This is a genomic window from Brevundimonas pondensis (genome assembly GCF_017487345.1).
GTDB classification, from domain to species: Bacteria; Pseudomonadota; Alphaproteobacteria; order Caulobacterales; family Caulobacteraceae; genus Brevundimonas; species Brevundimonas pondensis.
Genome location: NZ_CP062006.1, coordinates 1,574,038 through 1,588,027, shown reverse-complemented (window position 1 = coordinate 1,588,027; position 13,990 = coordinate 1,574,038). Strand labels below are relative to the sequence as shown.

11 protein-coding genes are annotated in these 13,990 nt (G+C 66.7%); 5 read left to right on the top strand and 6 right to left on the bottom strand.

Annotated features, from left to right (window positions below; translation table 11 throughout):
• The first annotated feature begins 114 nt into the window (after nt 1-114).
• From IFE19_RS07935 to IFE19_RS07920, 4 genes are all read left to right on the top strand, one after another.
• Complete coding sequence (locus IFE19_RS07935) at nt 115-1,671, top strand: DEAD/DEAH box helicase (protein ID WP_207827058.1); 1,557 nt, start codon at nt 115-117, stop codon at nt 1,669-1,671.
• Nucleotides 1,672-1,763: 92 nt separating this feature from the next.
• Nucleotides 1,764-2,822, top strand: a complete 1,059-nt coding sequence (locus tag IFE19_RS07930) for a GGDEF domain-containing protein (protein WP_207827057.1) — start codon at nt 1,764-1,766, stop codon at nt 2,820-2,822.
• A 41-nt stretch (nt 2,823-2,863) separates the two neighbouring features.
• Nucleotides 2,864-3,643, top strand: a complete 780-nt coding sequence (locus IFE19_RS07925) for a lysophospholipid acyltransferase family protein (protein WP_207827056.1) — start codon at nt 2,864-2,866, stop codon at nt 3,641-3,643.
• 80 nt (nt 3,644-3,723) lie between these two features.
• Nucleotides 3,724-4,791, top strand: coding sequence for a PA0069 family radical SAM protein (locus IFE19_RS07920; RefSeq protein ID WP_207827055.1), 1,068 nt, complete (start codon nt 3,724-3,726; stop codon nt 4,789-4,791).
• On the opposite strand, the gene IFE19_RS07915 is transcribed toward IFE19_RS07920, so the two are convergent.
• Both IFE19_RS07915 and IFE19_RS07910 read right to left on the bottom strand, forming a co-directional pair.
• Nucleotides 4,788-5,951 carry a M24 family metallopeptidase gene (locus tag IFE19_RS07915; protein WP_207827053.1) on the bottom strand — a complete coding sequence of 388 codons (1,164 nt, stop codon included), beginning with the start codon at nt 5,949-5,951 and terminating at the stop codon, nt 4,788-4,790. The genes IFE19_RS07920 and IFE19_RS07915 overlap by 4 nt on opposite strands.
• 14 nt (nt 5,952-5,965) lie before the next feature.
• Nucleotides 5,966-7,210, bottom strand: coding sequence for a class I SAM-dependent RNA methyltransferase (locus IFE19_RS07910; RefSeq protein WP_207827051.1), 1,245 nt, complete (start codon nt 7,208-7,210; stop codon nt 5,966-5,968).
• A gap of 156 nt (nt 7,211-7,366) precedes the next feature.
• On the opposite strand from IFE19_RS07910, the gene IFE19_RS07905 reads away from it, so the two are divergent.
• A complete protein-coding gene (locus tag IFE19_RS07905) occupies nt 7,367-8,038 on the top strand; it encodes a glycine zipper 2TM domain-containing protein (RefSeq protein WP_207827049.1) in 672 nt (223 codons plus the stop codon).
• Between the two features lie 72 nt (nt 8,039-8,110).
• On the opposite strand, the gene IFE19_RS07900 is transcribed toward IFE19_RS07905, so the two are convergent.
• The 4 genes from IFE19_RS07900 to IFE19_RS07885 all read right to left on the bottom strand — a co-directional run bounded on the left by IFE19_RS07900 (nt 8,111) and on the right by IFE19_RS07885 (nt 13,928).
• Nucleotides 8,111-8,845 carry a TlyA family RNA methyltransferase gene (locus IFE19_RS07900; RefSeq protein ID WP_207827047.1) on the bottom strand — a complete coding sequence of 245 codons (735 nt, stop codon included), beginning with the start codon at nt 8,843-8,845 and terminating at the stop codon, nt 8,111-8,113.
• Nucleotides 8,842-11,589 (bottom strand): valine--tRNA ligase, encoded by a 2,748-nt coding sequence (locus IFE19_RS07895; RefSeq protein WP_207827046.1) that lies wholly within the window; start codon nt 11,587-11,589, stop codon nt 8,842-8,844. Before IFE19_RS07895 ends, IFE19_RS07900 begins: the two co-directional genes overlap by 4 nt.
• Before the next feature lie 130 nt (nt 11,590-11,719).
• On the bottom strand, nt 11,720-12,283 hold the full coding sequence (locus tag IFE19_RS07890; protein WP_207827043.1) for a DUF2497 domain-containing protein: 564 nt from the start codon (nt 12,281-12,283) through the stop codon (nt 11,720-11,722).
• 163 nt (nt 12,284-12,446) lie between these two features.
• On the bottom strand, nt 12,447-13,928 hold the full coding sequence (locus IFE19_RS07885) for a TolC family outer membrane protein (RefSeq protein WP_207827042.1): 1,482 nt from the start codon (nt 13,926-13,928) through the stop codon (nt 12,447-12,449).
• Nucleotides 13,929-13,990 lie beyond the last annotated feature (62 nt).

Here is a 13,990-nt window from a genome sequence, read left to right as displayed (position 1 = left end):
CATATACCGCCGCAGGCTCGGGATAGGACTGGCGATGCGCGCCGCCCACTCGCCCACGAGGGGCGGTTCCGTAAGCCGAAGACGTTACGACGTTTCCTCCGTCCTCAAGGTTCCATGACAGAATTCACCAAGCTGGGCCTCTCGGCCACGACCCTGCAAGCGGTCGCCGATACGGGCTACACCGAAGCCACCCCCATTCAGGCCTCCGCCATCCCGGTGGCCCTGGCCGGCCGCGACGTCCTGGGCATCGCCCAGACCGGCACCGGCAAGACCGCCGCCTTCACCCTGCCGATGATCGACCGCCTCGGCTCGGGCCGCGCCCGCGCCCGCATGCCGCGCGCCTTGGTCTTGGCCCCGACGCGCGAACTGGCCGACCAGGTCGCCGAAAACTTCGCCAAATACGCCAAGGGCACCAGGCTGAGCTGGGCCCTGCTGATCGGCGGCGTGTCGATGGGCGACCAGGTGGCCCTGCTGAACAAGGGCGTAGACGTCCTGATCGCCACGCCGGGCCGTCTGCTGGACCTGTTCGAACGCGGCAAGATCCTGCTGACCGGCGTCGAGATGATGGTCATCGACGAAGCCGACCGCATGCTCGACATGGGCTTCATCCCCGACATCGAGCGCATCTTCAAGCTGACGCCGCCGCGTCGCCAGACCCTGTTCTTCTCGGCCACCATGCCGCCCGAGATCACGCGCCTGACCACGCAATTCCTCAAGGATCCGACCCGGATCGAGGCCTCGCGTCCAGCCATGACCGCCGACACCATCACCCAGTATCTGGTCCGCATCCCGACCAGCGACCCCAAGGCCAAGCGCACCGCCCTGCGCGCCCTGATCGAACGGTCCGAAGTCAAGAACGGCATCGTCTTCTGCAACCGCAAGTCTGAAGTCGACATCGTCGCCAAGTCGCTGAAGACGCACGGCTTCGACGCCGCGCCGATCCACGGCGACCTGGATCAGTCCCTGCGGATGAAGACCCTGGCGGACTTCCGTTCCGGCGACCTGAAGATTCTGGTGGCTTCGGACGTCGCCGCGCGCGGCCTGGACATCCCCGACGTCAGCCACGTCTTCAACTACGACGTCTCGCACCACGCCGACGACTACGTCCACCGCATCGGCCGCACCGGTCGCGCGGGCCGTAAGGGCGAAGCCTTCATGATCGTCACCCCTTCCGACGACAAGTCGCTGGATAAGGTGCTGAAGCTGATCAAGATGGCGCCGGAAGAGCTGACGCTGGACGGCATCGACTTCGCCGCCATCAAGGACCGACCGCGCAGCGATGACTCCAGGGGGCGTGGCCGCAACCGCAGCGACCGCCCGCGTCCGATCCCCAAGAGCGACAACGTCGCCTCGATGGAGCCCATCGCCCGCGCCGCGCCCAAGGCTGACGCCCCCGCGGACGAGGCTCCGCGTCGTTCACGCAGCCGTCGCTCGACCAAGCCGGAAACCGCCGTCGAAACCGTCGTCGCCGAAACGCCTGAAACCGTCGTTGAAATCGAGACCGCTCCGGTCAAGCCCGCCGCTCAGCGTCGCGACCGCAATCGCGATCAGGCGCCGCGCGACACCCGCACGTCCGAGTCGCAGAAGGATCAGCCCCTGCGCGCAGCCAGCGGTGGCTTCGGCGACGACATTCCGGCCTTCCTGCGTCGTCCTGTCGTCTTCCAAGACTAAGAGACAAGGCTTCCCGACCGTCAATTTAACCGGTCATTACGGATCGCTGTTCTAGTGTTCGCTCACTAAGAACTAGGGGCGCGAGAATCAGAATGACGGCGCAGGTCGAAACCGCCCTTCGGGGTCCGGAGGCATATGCGCTTGCGCGCCGCGTGGTTGACGCCATGCAGGAAGCCTCCGTCTGGCCGACTCCTCTGAATTTCGAGCTCTGGCTGCACTACGTCAGCGATCCCGAAGGCCCCCTCGGGCGCGAGCTTCATCGCCTGTTGACCGGCGACGCCCCCTTCACCGACGCCACCGCTGAGATGCTGGCGGCCGAATTCCTGCCACGCGGCCGCCTGTCCGAGGAAATCCGCGACGTCGGCGCCGTGCTGAATCGCGAACTCGCCGCCGTCGCCGAAGCCATCGACAACGCCCGCAAGACCCAGTCGGCCTATGGCGAAACCCTGAGCTCCGCCTCGGCCAGGATGCAGGACGCCGAACGCCCGACAGACCTGACGGAAATCGTCAGCACCCTGTCCACGGCCACACGCAAGGTGCAGCGCCACACCTCGGCTCTGGAAAAGCGCCTGGAATCCTCGAACCGCGAAGTCGTCCGCCTGCGCGAACACCTGGAACAGGTGCGCCGCGACGCCATGACCGACGCCCTGACTAATCTGGCCAACCGCAAGACCTTCGACGAACAGTTGGCCCGACTCTGCGAAGAAGCCGAAACCGAGGGCAAGGGCCTGACCCTGGCCGTCGTTGATATCGACCACTTCAAGCGCTTCAACGACACTTGGGGCCATCAGACCGGCGATCAGGTGCTGCGCTACGTCGCCAGCGTCCTGGGCCGCATCTCGCGCGCGCCGCGCGTCGCCGCCCGTTACGGCGGCGAGGAGTTCGCGGTCATCTTCCCTGGCGAAACGCCGGGCACGGTCGAAGCCGCCCTGAACGCCATTCGTGAAGAGATCGGCTCACGCTCGCTGCGTCGTCGTTCCACCAACGACGACCTTGGAGCCGTCACCATTTCGGTCGGCTTCGCAGAGCGCCGCCCTGGCGAAACCGCTCTCGGCGTCCTGGAGCGCGCTGACGAAGCCCTCTACGCCTCCAAGCGCAGCGGTCGCAATCGGGTCACCAACGCCGAAGCCCTGGCCCAGGCCGCAGCCTAGACCATTGCCCAACCGCCCCCTCTCCGTGCCATAACCACGGCATGAGAAGCTTGGCGTTCAACATCGTCTACTGGATTCTGTCGATCGGCTACGGGCTGACGGCCGCCTTCGCGGCTCTAGCCCCCGGCCGCCGCGCGACGACATGGGTCATTCGCCGCTATGTGCGCCGCATGGTGCAGGCCATGGCCCTCTTCGCCGGTATTCGACTGCAGGTGCGCGGCAAGAATCATCTGCCCTCCGGCGCCTTCATCGTCGCTTCCAAGCATCAGAGCTGGGGCGACGGTTTCGCCACCTACGACCAGTTCGACGACCTGGCCTTCGTCACCGGCGACCATCTTGAGAAGTTCCCGTTGCTTGGCACGGTCCTGCGCAAACTCGGCGCCATTGTCGTGAACAGCTGCGGCGGCCATACGGCTCGCGCCGCGCTCAAGGAACGCGCCGCCGACGCCCATCGCGAAGGCCGCAAGATCCTGATCTATCCTGAAGGGCATCTGGCCAAGATCGGTGAGAAGTACCGCTATCGCTCGGGCGTCTGGCACATGTACCGCGACTTCGACATGCCGGTCGTGCCCCTGGCCACCAATCTCGGTCTGTTCTGGCCCCAGGAAGAATCACGCAAGACGCCGGGCGTCGCCACGCTGGAGTTCCTGGCCCCCATCCCGACCGGCCTGCCCAAGGACGAGTTCCTCGCTCGTCTGGAAGCCGCCATCGAAGGCAGGACCGCAGAGCTGATCGCCGAGGCTACAGGGCGTCCCGTTACGGCGGCCGTCCAGGTCCCCACACCCAGCGAAGTCGCTCTCGCCGCTGCAACACCAGCCTGAACCGGCTCGCTCCAGCTGCGATCGGTTTCGGCCGCCTATTTTGTTCTTGATTTGTTCCAGCTTGCTGTCATCCTCCCCTTATGAAGACGGCGATGAAAGGACGCGGCGCACGCTCCAACGACTCGGGCCGGTATGAAGCCGACCGGCGCGAGGAATTCGACGACGGCTGGACGGATCAGGACGAAGCGGCCGCGCCGCTGCGCACCACCCTCTCGCCGGAACACGCGCGCACCATCATCGCCAGGAATACGAGTCCCGACGTCGGCTTCGATCGCTCCATCAACCCTTACAAGGGCTGCGAACATGGCTGCATCTACTGCTACGCCCGTCCGTCCCATGCCTGGATGGGCCTATCCCCGGGTCTGGATTTCGAGAGCCGGATCTTCTTCAAACCCGAAGCGGCGCGTCTGCTGGAACAGGAACTCGCCAAGCCCCGATACGTCTGCAAACGTATCCACATAGGCGGCAATACCGACCCCTATCAGCCGGTCGAGCGCGAGACCCGGTCCACGCGCTCGATTCTGCAGGTCATGCAGCGGTTCCGTCAGCCGTTCAGCATCATCACCAAGTCGGTGCTGATCGCCCGCGACGCCGACATTCTGGGTCCCATGGGGCGCGACGGGCTGGCCTCGGCCTTCGTCTCCATCACGACGCTCGACCGTGGTCTGGCCCGGGCGATGGAGCCGCGCGCCTCGACGCCCGCCAAGCGGCTGGAGGCCATCAGTCGCCTGGCCGACACCGGCGTGCCCGTCGGCGTCGGCTTCGCCCCCGTCATCCCCGGCCTCAACGACCACGAGATGGAAGCCATCCTCGAAGCGGCCCAGAAGGCGGGCGCCACCTCGGCCATGTATGTGACCCTGCGCCTGCCGCTAGAAATCAAGGACCTGTTCCGTGAATGGCTGGCCGACGCCCGGCCGGAACGCGCCGCCCGTGTCATGTCCCTGATCCGCCAGACGCGTGGCGGCAAGGACTATGACCCCGACTGGGCCCAGCGCATGAAGGGCACCGGGCCCGTCGCCGAACTGATCGCTGCGCGTTTCAAGGCGGCGATCAAACGCTATGGGCTGGATGCGCCGCGCGTGCCGCTGGATGTCACCCAGTTCCGTGTTCCCGCCGACATGCGGCCGCAGCTGGAGTTGTTCGGTTAGACGCCGAACGGATCATCCAGGCTGTGCGACGGCCGTGTGAACCAGACCGGCCCCTCCTCCGTCGTGTAGAAATGATCCTCCAGCCGGACGCCGAACTTGCCCGGGATCACCAGCATGGGCTCGTTCGAGAAGCACATCCCGGCCTGCAGGACCGTGCGGTCGCCGCGCACCAGATTGGGCGCTTCATGGATATCCAGACCAATGCCATGACCAGTGCGATGCGGCAGCCCGGGCAGGCGATAGTCAGGTCCATAGCCCTGCGCCGTCAGATAGTCCCGCGCGGCGGCGTCCACGCTCTCGCAGGTCGCGCCCAGTTGCGCGGTCTCGAAGGCCAGGGCCTGCGCCTGCTTTTCGTGATCCCAGACGCGACGGAACTCGGCTGTCGGTTCACCAAACACATAGGTCCGCGTGATGTCCGAGTGATAGCCGTCGACTAGGGTTCCGGTATCGATCAGCACTACGTCGTCGGCCTTCAGCGCTCGATCGCCTTCACCGCCATGCGGCAGGCAGGTGTCGTCCCCGAAGGACACCAGACAGAACCAGGAGCCGCCTTCGCCGCCGAGCTTGCGATGTTCGGCGTCGATGAACCGCTTGACCTCGGAGGTCAGGACACCAGGCTGAAGCCAGTCGCGCGTCCGGCGCTGAACTTCCAGGGTGATGGCCTTGGCGCGCCGCAGCAGGGCGATCTCCGCAGGCGACTTGATGCTGCGCAGACCGACGGTCAGCGGTCCGCCGTCCACCAGGCGATCCTGCCCCAGCGTTCGCGCCAGACCCAACCAGGTGAAGGTCGCGACCAATTCATCCACCGCCAGCCTTCCGCCGTGCGGCAGTCGATCCGCCGCCAAGGCGTAGGGGCTCTCTTCCTCCTCCCAGGTCAGGATGTCGCCGGACACGGCGCCGGCCATCGAAGTCAGCCCTCCGACCTTGTCCAGCTCGAACCGCGGACAGACATAGTCCACGCGTCCGTCTGCGTGGATCAGGGCGCCGGTCAGACGCTCGGACGCATGCCAGTCCAGCCCTGTGAAGTAGCGCAACGACGTCGTGGAGCCGAGCAGAAGCGCCGCCACGCCCTGGGTCTGCAGTCGTCCCGCCAGGTTTTCAATTCGCTGCCGACGCTCGGCGGCGTCGATCGGGCTGGCCTGAGGCGCGATGAAGGACATGGAGGCTCCGAATTCTAACGGCGGAAGACGCCGACCAGTTCGACGTGGGTGGACCACAGGAACTGGTCGATGGGCGTGACCTTCTCCAGCCGGAAACCGGCGTCGATCAGGACGCGGGCGTCACGCGCGAAAGTCTGGGGATTGCACGACACGCCAACCACCACGGACGCCTTGGTCCCCGGAAGCTGCGGCGTTTGCTCCAGAGCTCCCGCACGGGGGGGATCCAGCACAATGGCCTCACAGCCCTTCAGATCATAGGGCGACAGGGGGCGCCGGAACAGGTCCCGCGCCTGGGCCTCGATGGTCTTCAAGCCTTGCACCTTGGCCGCGCCGGCCTTCAGCGCCGCGATCGCGGCCGCCGACGAATCCGCCGCCACGACGCTGGCTACCTCGGCCAGGGGGAAGGTGAAGGTTCCTGCGCCGCAGAACAGGTCCGCGACCTTCTTGGCCCCCCTCACCGCTTCCACCGCCCGACTGACCATGGCCGCCTCGGCCGCCGGCGCGGCCTGCAGGAAGGAGGCCGGCGGCAAGGGCACGCTGGCCCGGCCAAAGGTGATGCGCGGCTGGCGCGCCATCACCAGGGTGTCGCCGTCCAGACTAAGCCGCGCCAGGTCCGCCTCGGCCGCCGCCGCGATGGCGCGCGCCGTCACGTCCGCCGTCAGGCCGCCCGACTTCTTCTCGACCCCGGTCACGTCGACGTCCAGCCCGGTGTCGGTCAGGGTGACATGCAGGGTCGGCGCCGACTTCGGATGCCCCAGCAAGGGCGCCGCCACCTTGGCCAGCAGCGGCAGGGCCGCCGTCAGCGCTGGATCGGACACCGGGCAGTCAGTCAGCTCGACCAGCCGCCACGACCGCCGCGCCTTGAACCCCAACAGGACGCGACCGTCGGGCCCGCTGCGTGCATGCAGCGCCAGACGACGGCGGCTGGCCTGCGGCACGGCGACCGTCGCCTCGACCTCGGTCTCGATGCCTTCGCGCGCCAGGGTCTGGATCACCACCTCGCGCTTCCACGCCAGATAGGGTTCGTCCGCCCAGTGCTGCAGCGGTGCGACACCGCATTCGGCATAGGTCTCGGAATGGATCGGACGACGATCCGGGCTGGCTTCGATCAGGTCGAACGCCTCGACTCGCCCGTCCTTCACCTCGCCGGAGATCACCTCGCCTGGCAGAGCGCCCGGCACGAAGACGAAGCCCTTGGGCGTTTCGGCGATCCCGTCGCCCTGGTGGCCCATGCGGGCGATGGTCAGCGTTTGCGTCATGGCGCGGCTTCTACCCGGTCCCGAGCGAAATCTGAAACCTGAACGAAGATGAACGGGTCGATCAAAAGCCGTTCAGCTTCGCCCCCCTATTTCTGGATGCAACAGACAGCGCAGCGAAGCCGTTCAGCTTCGGGATCTGTCACAGGAACACGAACGATGATCGCTCATCTGTCCAAGAAGGCCTCCGCCGCCGCTGTCGCCGCCCTCGCCGTGGCCGGTTCGCTCATGGTTCCGGGCGTCGTCAGCGCCCAGACCTATGGCTACGGCTATCCGCCCGCCTACAACAACTACGGTTCGCAGGGTCGCTACAACGACCCCTGCGTCGGCGACCAGCGGAGCCGGGCCACGACCGGCGGCGTGCTCGGCGCCACCATCGGCGCCGTGGCCGGATCGCAGTTGGCGGCGCGCGGCCGCCGCACCGAAGGCAGCGTCCTGGGCGGGGTGCTCGGCGCGGCCATCGGCGCCGGCGTGGGCAACAGCTCCGCCAACTGCGACAGCCGTTACCGCTCGAACTCCAGCTATGGCTACAACCAGTCCTATGGCGGAACCTATGTCCCGCCAGCCTATGGTTACGATAACTCCGGTTACGATCGTCGCTACGACGACGGCTATGGCCGCGACTATCGCGAGTACAACGACGGTTATGATCGTGGCTACGCCCAGCCCGTCGACCCCGGCTTCAGCCCCCAGTCGCAAGGCTATGGCTACCGCAGTCAGGACGACTGCCGTCTGGCCGAAAGCCGTATCCGTCTTCCCGATGGTCGCAGCGAGACGCGTTACGTGCGCACCTGCCCCGACCAGAACGGCCGCTATCGCGTCGTGGATTAAGTTTCAGCCCCCCTGTCGATCCACGACGTGAAGAGGGCCGCCGGTTATCCGGCGGCCCTCTATATTTTGGCGCTAGGCCCGACGAGCCCACATCAGGAACTCGACGTTGCCGTCCCCGCCGGCGATCGGGCTTTCCGCCGTTTCTTGCACGGACCAGCCGACGCTTTCCAGCCAGACCCGGACGCCCTCGACCGCCGCCGCATGGGCTTCGGGATCCTTGACCACGCCCTTCTTGCCGGCGTCCTTGGGGCCAGCCCCCTCGAACTGCGGCTTGACCAGGGTGATCAGATCCGCGTCCGGCGCCGCCAGTTCAAGCGCGGCGGGCAGCACTTTCGACAGACCGATGAAGCTGGCGTCGCAAACGACCAGCGACGGCGCCTCGGGGATGATCTCGGGCGTCAGCTCGCGCGCATCCGTCCGCTCCAGATTGACCACGCGCGGTTCGGCCGCGACCTTGGGGTGCATCTGGCCGAAGCCGACATCCACGGCGAAGACCCGCGCCGCGCCGCGATCCAGACAGACCTCGGTGAAGCCGCCCGTGGATGCCCCCACGTCCAGCACCGTTCGCCCATCGACCGTCACCGGCCACAGGTCCAGCGCCCGTTCCAGCTTCAGCGCGCCCCGCCCGACCCAGCGGTGGGCGGCGGCGTAGCCGATCTCGGCGTCCTCATTGACCGTCTGCGACGCGGCCTTGGCGGGCGCGCCGTCCACGGTGACGCCGCCCGCCTCGACAGCGGCCTTGGCCTTGGCCCGGCTTTCGGCCAGGCCGCGCGTGACCAGCAGTTGGTCCAGACGGACCGTCCTCACGCCCCGGCCATCGCGTCCAGACGGGCCAGGGCGGCCTGCAGCTTGACCTTGCCCTCTTCGGCCTCGGCCAGCTTGGCGCGCTGCTCGTCCACCACTTCAGGCGCGGCGCGCGACACGAAGTTGGGGTTGCCCAGCTTCTTGTTCACGTGGCCGATGTCGCTCTCGAAGACCGCGATCTCCTTCTCCAGACGCGCGCGCTCGGCGGTCAGGTCGATAATTCCAGCCAACGACAGAGCCGCCGTGGTCCCGCCCGAGACGAAGGTCACGGCCCCGGCGGGCGCGGCCTCGGCCACTGCGATCTCTGACACACGACCCAGGGTCAACAGCAGATCGCGATGACGCGCGATGCGCTCGGCGGTCACGGCGTCGGGCGCCACGAAGGCCAGCGGCGGCTTGGCCGACGGCGGGACGTTCATCTCGGCTCGCAGGGCCCGGATTTCACCGACCAGATCGACCAGCCAGCCGATCTCGGCCTCGGCCGAGGCGTCGATGAAGGCGTCCGGCAGGACCGGCCATTCGGCGCCGATCAGCAGGCTTTCACGTGCCGGGCCTTCCTTGCCCAGCTCGGCCCACAGCTCTTCGGTGATGTAGGGCATGACCGGGTGCAGCAGCTTCAGCGTCTGGTCGATGGTCCAGGCCGTCATGGCCCGCGTCTCGGCCTTGGCGGCCTCATCGGCGCCGTTGAACACCGGCTTGGCCAGTTCCAGATACCAGTCGCAGAAGACGTTCCAGACGAAGCGGTACAGGGCCCCCGCCGCGTCATCGAAGCGACCGCCCTCGATGGCGTCCGAGACCTGGCGCTCGGCCTTGGTCAGCTCGCCGCGGATCCAGCGGTTGATGGTCTGCTGCACGCCTGCAGGATCAAAGCCCTCGACGCGCTTGGCCTCGTTCATCTGGCTGAAGCGCGCGGCGTTCCACAGCTTGGTGCCAAAATTGCGATAGCCTTCAATGCGCTGCTTCGACAACTTGATGTCGCGCGTGCCCGACAGAATGGCCATGGTGAAGCGCAGCGGATCGGCGCCCAGCTCGTCGATGATGCCCAGGGGGTCGATGACGTTGCCCTTGGACTTCGACATCTTCTGGCCCTTCTCGTCGCGGACCAGACCATTGATGATGACGCGCCTGAACGGGACCTCGCCCATGAAGTGCTGGCCCATCATCATCATCCGGGCGACCCAGAAGAAGATGATGTCCGCCGCCGTCACCAGATCGCTGGTCGGATAGAAGCGCTGCAGATCCTCGGTCTTCTCGGGCCAGCCCATGGTCGAGAAGGGCCACAGGGCCGAGCTGAACCAGGTGTCCAGAACGTCCTCGTCCTGCGTCAGCACGACCTCGGAATCATAGTCGGCCAGCGCCTGTTCACGGGCGTCTTCTTCCGTCTCGGCGACATAGATCTCGCCGTTCGGGCCGTACCAGGCCGGAATGCGATGGCCCCACCAGAGCTGGCGGCTGATGCACCAGGGCTCGATGTTGCGCAGCCATTCGAAGTAGATCTTCTCGTACGACTTAGGCTCGAAGACAGTCGCACCGTCCTCGACCGCCTTCAGCGCCGGTTGTGCCAGGGTGTGGGCGTCAACGTACCACTGGTCCGTCAGCCACGGCTCGATGACCACGCCCGAGCGGTCGCCATGCGGGACGACGTGCTTGGTCTTCTCGATCTCACGCAGCCAGTTCTCTTCCTCGGCGCGGGCGACGATGGCCTTGCGCGCGGCGAAGCGGTCCAGACCGACCAGTTCGGCGGGGATTTCCGGCACGTCCTCATTGGTAATGCGCGCAAAGGCGTCCATCACGTTCAGCGCGGCCAGACCGGCGCGCTTGCCCACGCCGAAGTCATTGAAGTCATGCGCCGGGGTGATCTTCACCGCGCCCGAACCCTTGGTCGGATCGGCGTAGTCGTCGGCAACGATGGGGATGCGACGCCCGGTGATGGGCAGGATCACTTCCTTGCCGACTAGGCCCTTGTAACGCTCATCCTCGGGGTGCACCGCCACGCCGGTATCGCCCAGCATGGTTTCAGGGCGCGTCGTGGCCACGACGATGAAGCCGCGCGTCTCGAACTCGGTCGCCTTGCCGTCCTCGTCGAAGGCGACCGGATGCTCATAGGTGACGCCGTCGGCCAGCGGATAGGCGAAGTGCCAGTAGTGGCCGTCCTGCTCGCGCTGTTCGACTTCCAGATCGGAAATGGCGGTTTGGAAATGCGGGTCCCAGTTCACCAGACGCTTGTCGCGATAGATCAGGCCGTCCTGATGCAGCTTGACGAAGACCTTGCGAACGGCGGCGTTCAGCCCCTCGTCCAGAGTGAAGCGTTCGCGCGACCAGTCGCAGGACGAACCCAGGCGGCGCAGCTGGCGAACGATGGTGCCGCCCGATTCCGCCTTCCATTCCCAGACCTTCTCGATGAAGGCGTCGCGGCCCATGTCGCGGCGGCCGATGTTGCCGGCGGCGGCCAGCTGGCGCTCGACCACCATCTGGGTGGCGATGCCGGCGTGGTCGGTGCCGGGCAACCACAGCACGGCCTTGCCCTTCATCCGGTGATAGCGGGCCAGAATGTCCTGCAGCGTATTGTTCAGCGCGTGGCCGATATGCAGCGAGCCCGTCACGTTCGGCGGCGGAATGACGATCGAATAGGCGTCCGCTGCCCCATCGGTGGGCTTGGCAGCGCGCGGCGCGAACAGGCCGCTCTCTTCCCACTGGGCGTAGAGGCGCGGTTCGGCGGCCTGGGGTTCGAAAGTCTTCTCGAGCATTTTATTCTCTTTAGGTCCCGACCGCTCCGCACGCGGTGCGTCGCTGCACGAGGGGTGGGTTTCTGAAAAAGCGAAAGGGCGACCCCGCCGGAGCCGCCCTCAGTGACTTAGTGTCTGGTGAAGCGAAGGGCTAGCCGGCGTTGCGGGCGATGCGTTCTACTTCCTTGCGTACCTGGGCCTCGACGATGCCTGGCAGGTTGGCGTCCAGCCAGTCCTTCAGCATCGGACGCAGCATGGCCTGGACCATGGCCTCGACCGTATTGCCGCTGACAAAGGGCATATCCTGAGGCGCGGCGATCGGCGTTTCCGGCTTCTGGAAGGTGGCGGCCAGACCGGCGAAGGCCGAGGCGGCGCTGGCTGCCGCGCTTTCGCCGACCAGGGAATCATAGACCGCCGCAGCGACCGGCTCCGGCGCGGGCTCGGCCGCGGGGAAAGGCGCCACGTCGGCGACGTCCAAATCGCCGATCGACTCAGCGGCCGGCGCTTCATAGGGCTCGGTCAGTTCCAGAACCTCATCCTCGACCGGCGCGGGTTCCGCAGCTTCGAATACAGGCTCGGGCTCCGGCGCGGCTTCGACAACCGGCTCCGGCGCAGCGGCGGCGGTTTCGGCCGGCGCGTCATCTTCAGAGATGATCCGGCGAATCGACGCCAGAATCTCTTCCATCGTCGGTTCCTGGGCGGTCTGGTCGGTCATGGCAGAACCTTGAGGGCTGAACCTGTAGGGACCGCCGACAGGCGCCGGGCGGCGCGCGACGATCAGGGCCGGACAAACAGACTCGCCCTCCCCTTGTCTCTGTCGTCGCACCAACGCCCGTCGGAATCAACGGACGTTTTTCGCCTGTCAGGCTAATCCCGGCTCAATTGCCCGGCGCAGTGCGGACGATTTCGTTCTTCAGCTGGGTGTCGATGGGCGCGTCCTCAACGTCGGCCGCCGGAACAATGCTCGGCGAAGCGACGCGATCCAGGGCCTCGACGGCGCCGTCCCACGGCAGACCGCCGCGGCTACGCACCGCATTATAGTTGGCCTCAGCGTCATAGGCGTCGATCGACGGATCCAGATTCGGTCCGCCCAGACGACCCATGGCCGCCAGAAGCTGGGCCTGGGCCACGTATTGATTGCGATGGGCGCTGGCCAGGGTGACCTGGGCCGAGCGCAGTTCCAGTTCCTGGTTCAGCACGTCCAGGGTGGTGCGCAGGCCGACCTGGGCCTCCTGACGCACGCCCTCCGCGGCGACCGAGGCCGCGCGCACAGCTTCCTGACCAGCCTGCAGGGTCGACTTCGCGGCGACGGTCTGGGCATAGGCCGAGCTGACGCTCTGAAGCACCGTGCGACGCTCGCCCTCGACACCGATCTGGGCGGCGTTGGCGCGCTCCAGCGCCTGGGCGACACGCGAACGATTCAGGCCGCCGGTGAACAGCGGCACGGAAACGGTGGCGCCGGCGGTGAAGGCCGTGCGGTCCGTCAGATCAAAGCCTGACAGGTCGTTCGCCGTACCGCCGTATGAGGCAGACAGCCGCGCCGACGGCCGATACTCGGCGCGCGCCGCCGCCACATTGGCTTCGGCGGCCTGCAGAGCATAGATCGCGGCCTGAACCCCCGGATTCTCGACCAGAGCGACATCAAGAGCGGCGTCAAAATCAGTCGGCAGGCCCGGCAGCACCGGCAAGGCCGCCATATCGGCAGGCGCCTGGCCGACGACGGCGGCATAGGCGGCGCGCGACACCGACAACTGGGCCTGGGCATTGGCCAGATCAGCGTCCGACTGGGCCAGACGAGCTTCCGACTGGGCTACGTCGGTGCGGGTGATCTCGCCCACTTCGAAGCGGGCGTTGGATTCGTCCAGCTGGCGACGCAGGACGGTGATGTTCTCCTGACGGATGCGCAGGATCTCCATGTCCCGCACCACGTCAGCATAGGCCTGGATGACCGAAGTCATCACCTGCTGCTCGACTTCACGCAGATTTTCGCGACCGGCGCGGACATTGGCCTCGGCGGCGTCGATGCCGCGCGCGGTGCGGCCGGCCGTCCAGATGTTCTGCGACAGGCTGATGCTGGCGGTGGCGCCATCGCTCTCGACCACACCCAGAGCGTCGGTGTCCACGCGGCTGTAATCCACGCCGGCCGATGCGCTCACAGTCGGACGCAAGCCCGAACGCGCCTGGACGATCGTCTCGTCCAGAGCGCGCTGGTTGGCGCGTTGGGCCAGAAGGGTCGGATTGGTCCGATAGGCGAGCCCGATGGCTTCCTGCAGGGTCTCTGCACCGGCAGGAGCGGCCCCCGCCCCCATAGCCAGAGCAATCAGAGCGACCGAAGCGAGCGCGCGCGAGCGTTTCAACATGAACCTGTTCCTGCCTGACGCCCCCGATGGCGCGCCTGAAGTGCCTTCAACGGCGTAGTTGG

What these genes read in the sequence shown, in the direction of transcription:
- IFE19_RS07935 (WP_207827058.1), top strand. Translation starts at nt 115, where the DNA reads ATGACAGAATTCACCAAGCTGGGCCTCTCGGCCACGACCCTGCAAGCG.
- IFE19_RS07930 (WP_207827057.1), top strand. Translation starts at nt 1,764, where the DNA reads ATGACGGCGCAGGTCGAAACCGCCCTTCGGGGTCCGGAGGCATATGCG.
- IFE19_RS07925 (WP_207827056.1), top strand. Translation starts at nt 2,864, where the DNA reads ATGAGAAGCTTGGCGTTCAACATCGTCTACTGGATTCTGTCGATCGGC.
- IFE19_RS07920 (WP_207827055.1), top strand. Translation starts at nt 3,724, where the DNA reads ATGAAGACGGCGATGAAAGGACGCGGCGCACGCTCCAACGACTCGGGC.
- IFE19_RS07915 (WP_207827053.1), bottom strand. Translation starts at nt 5,951, where the DNA reads ATGTCCTTCATCGCGCCTCAGGCCAGCCCGATCGACGCCGCCGAGCGT.
- IFE19_RS07910 (WP_207827051.1), bottom strand. Translation starts at nt 7,210, where the DNA reads ATGACGCAAACGCTGACCATCGCCCGCATGGGCCACCAGGGCGACGGG.
- IFE19_RS07905 (WP_207827049.1), top strand. Translation starts at nt 7,367, where the DNA reads ATGATCGCTCATCTGTCCAAGAAGGCCTCCGCCGCCGCTGTCGCCGCC.
- IFE19_RS07895 (WP_207827046.1), bottom strand. Translation starts at nt 11,589, where the DNA reads ATGCTCGAGAAGACTTTCGAACCCCAGGCCGCCGAACCGCGCCTCTAC.
- IFE19_RS07890 (WP_207827043.1), bottom strand. Translation starts at nt 12,283, where the DNA reads ATGACCGACCAGACCGCCCAGGAACCGACGATGGAAGAGATTCTGGCG.
- IFE19_RS07885 (WP_207827042.1), bottom strand. Translation starts at nt 13,928, where the DNA reads ATGTTGAAACGCTCGCGCGCGCTCGCTTCGGTCGCTCTGATTGCTCTG.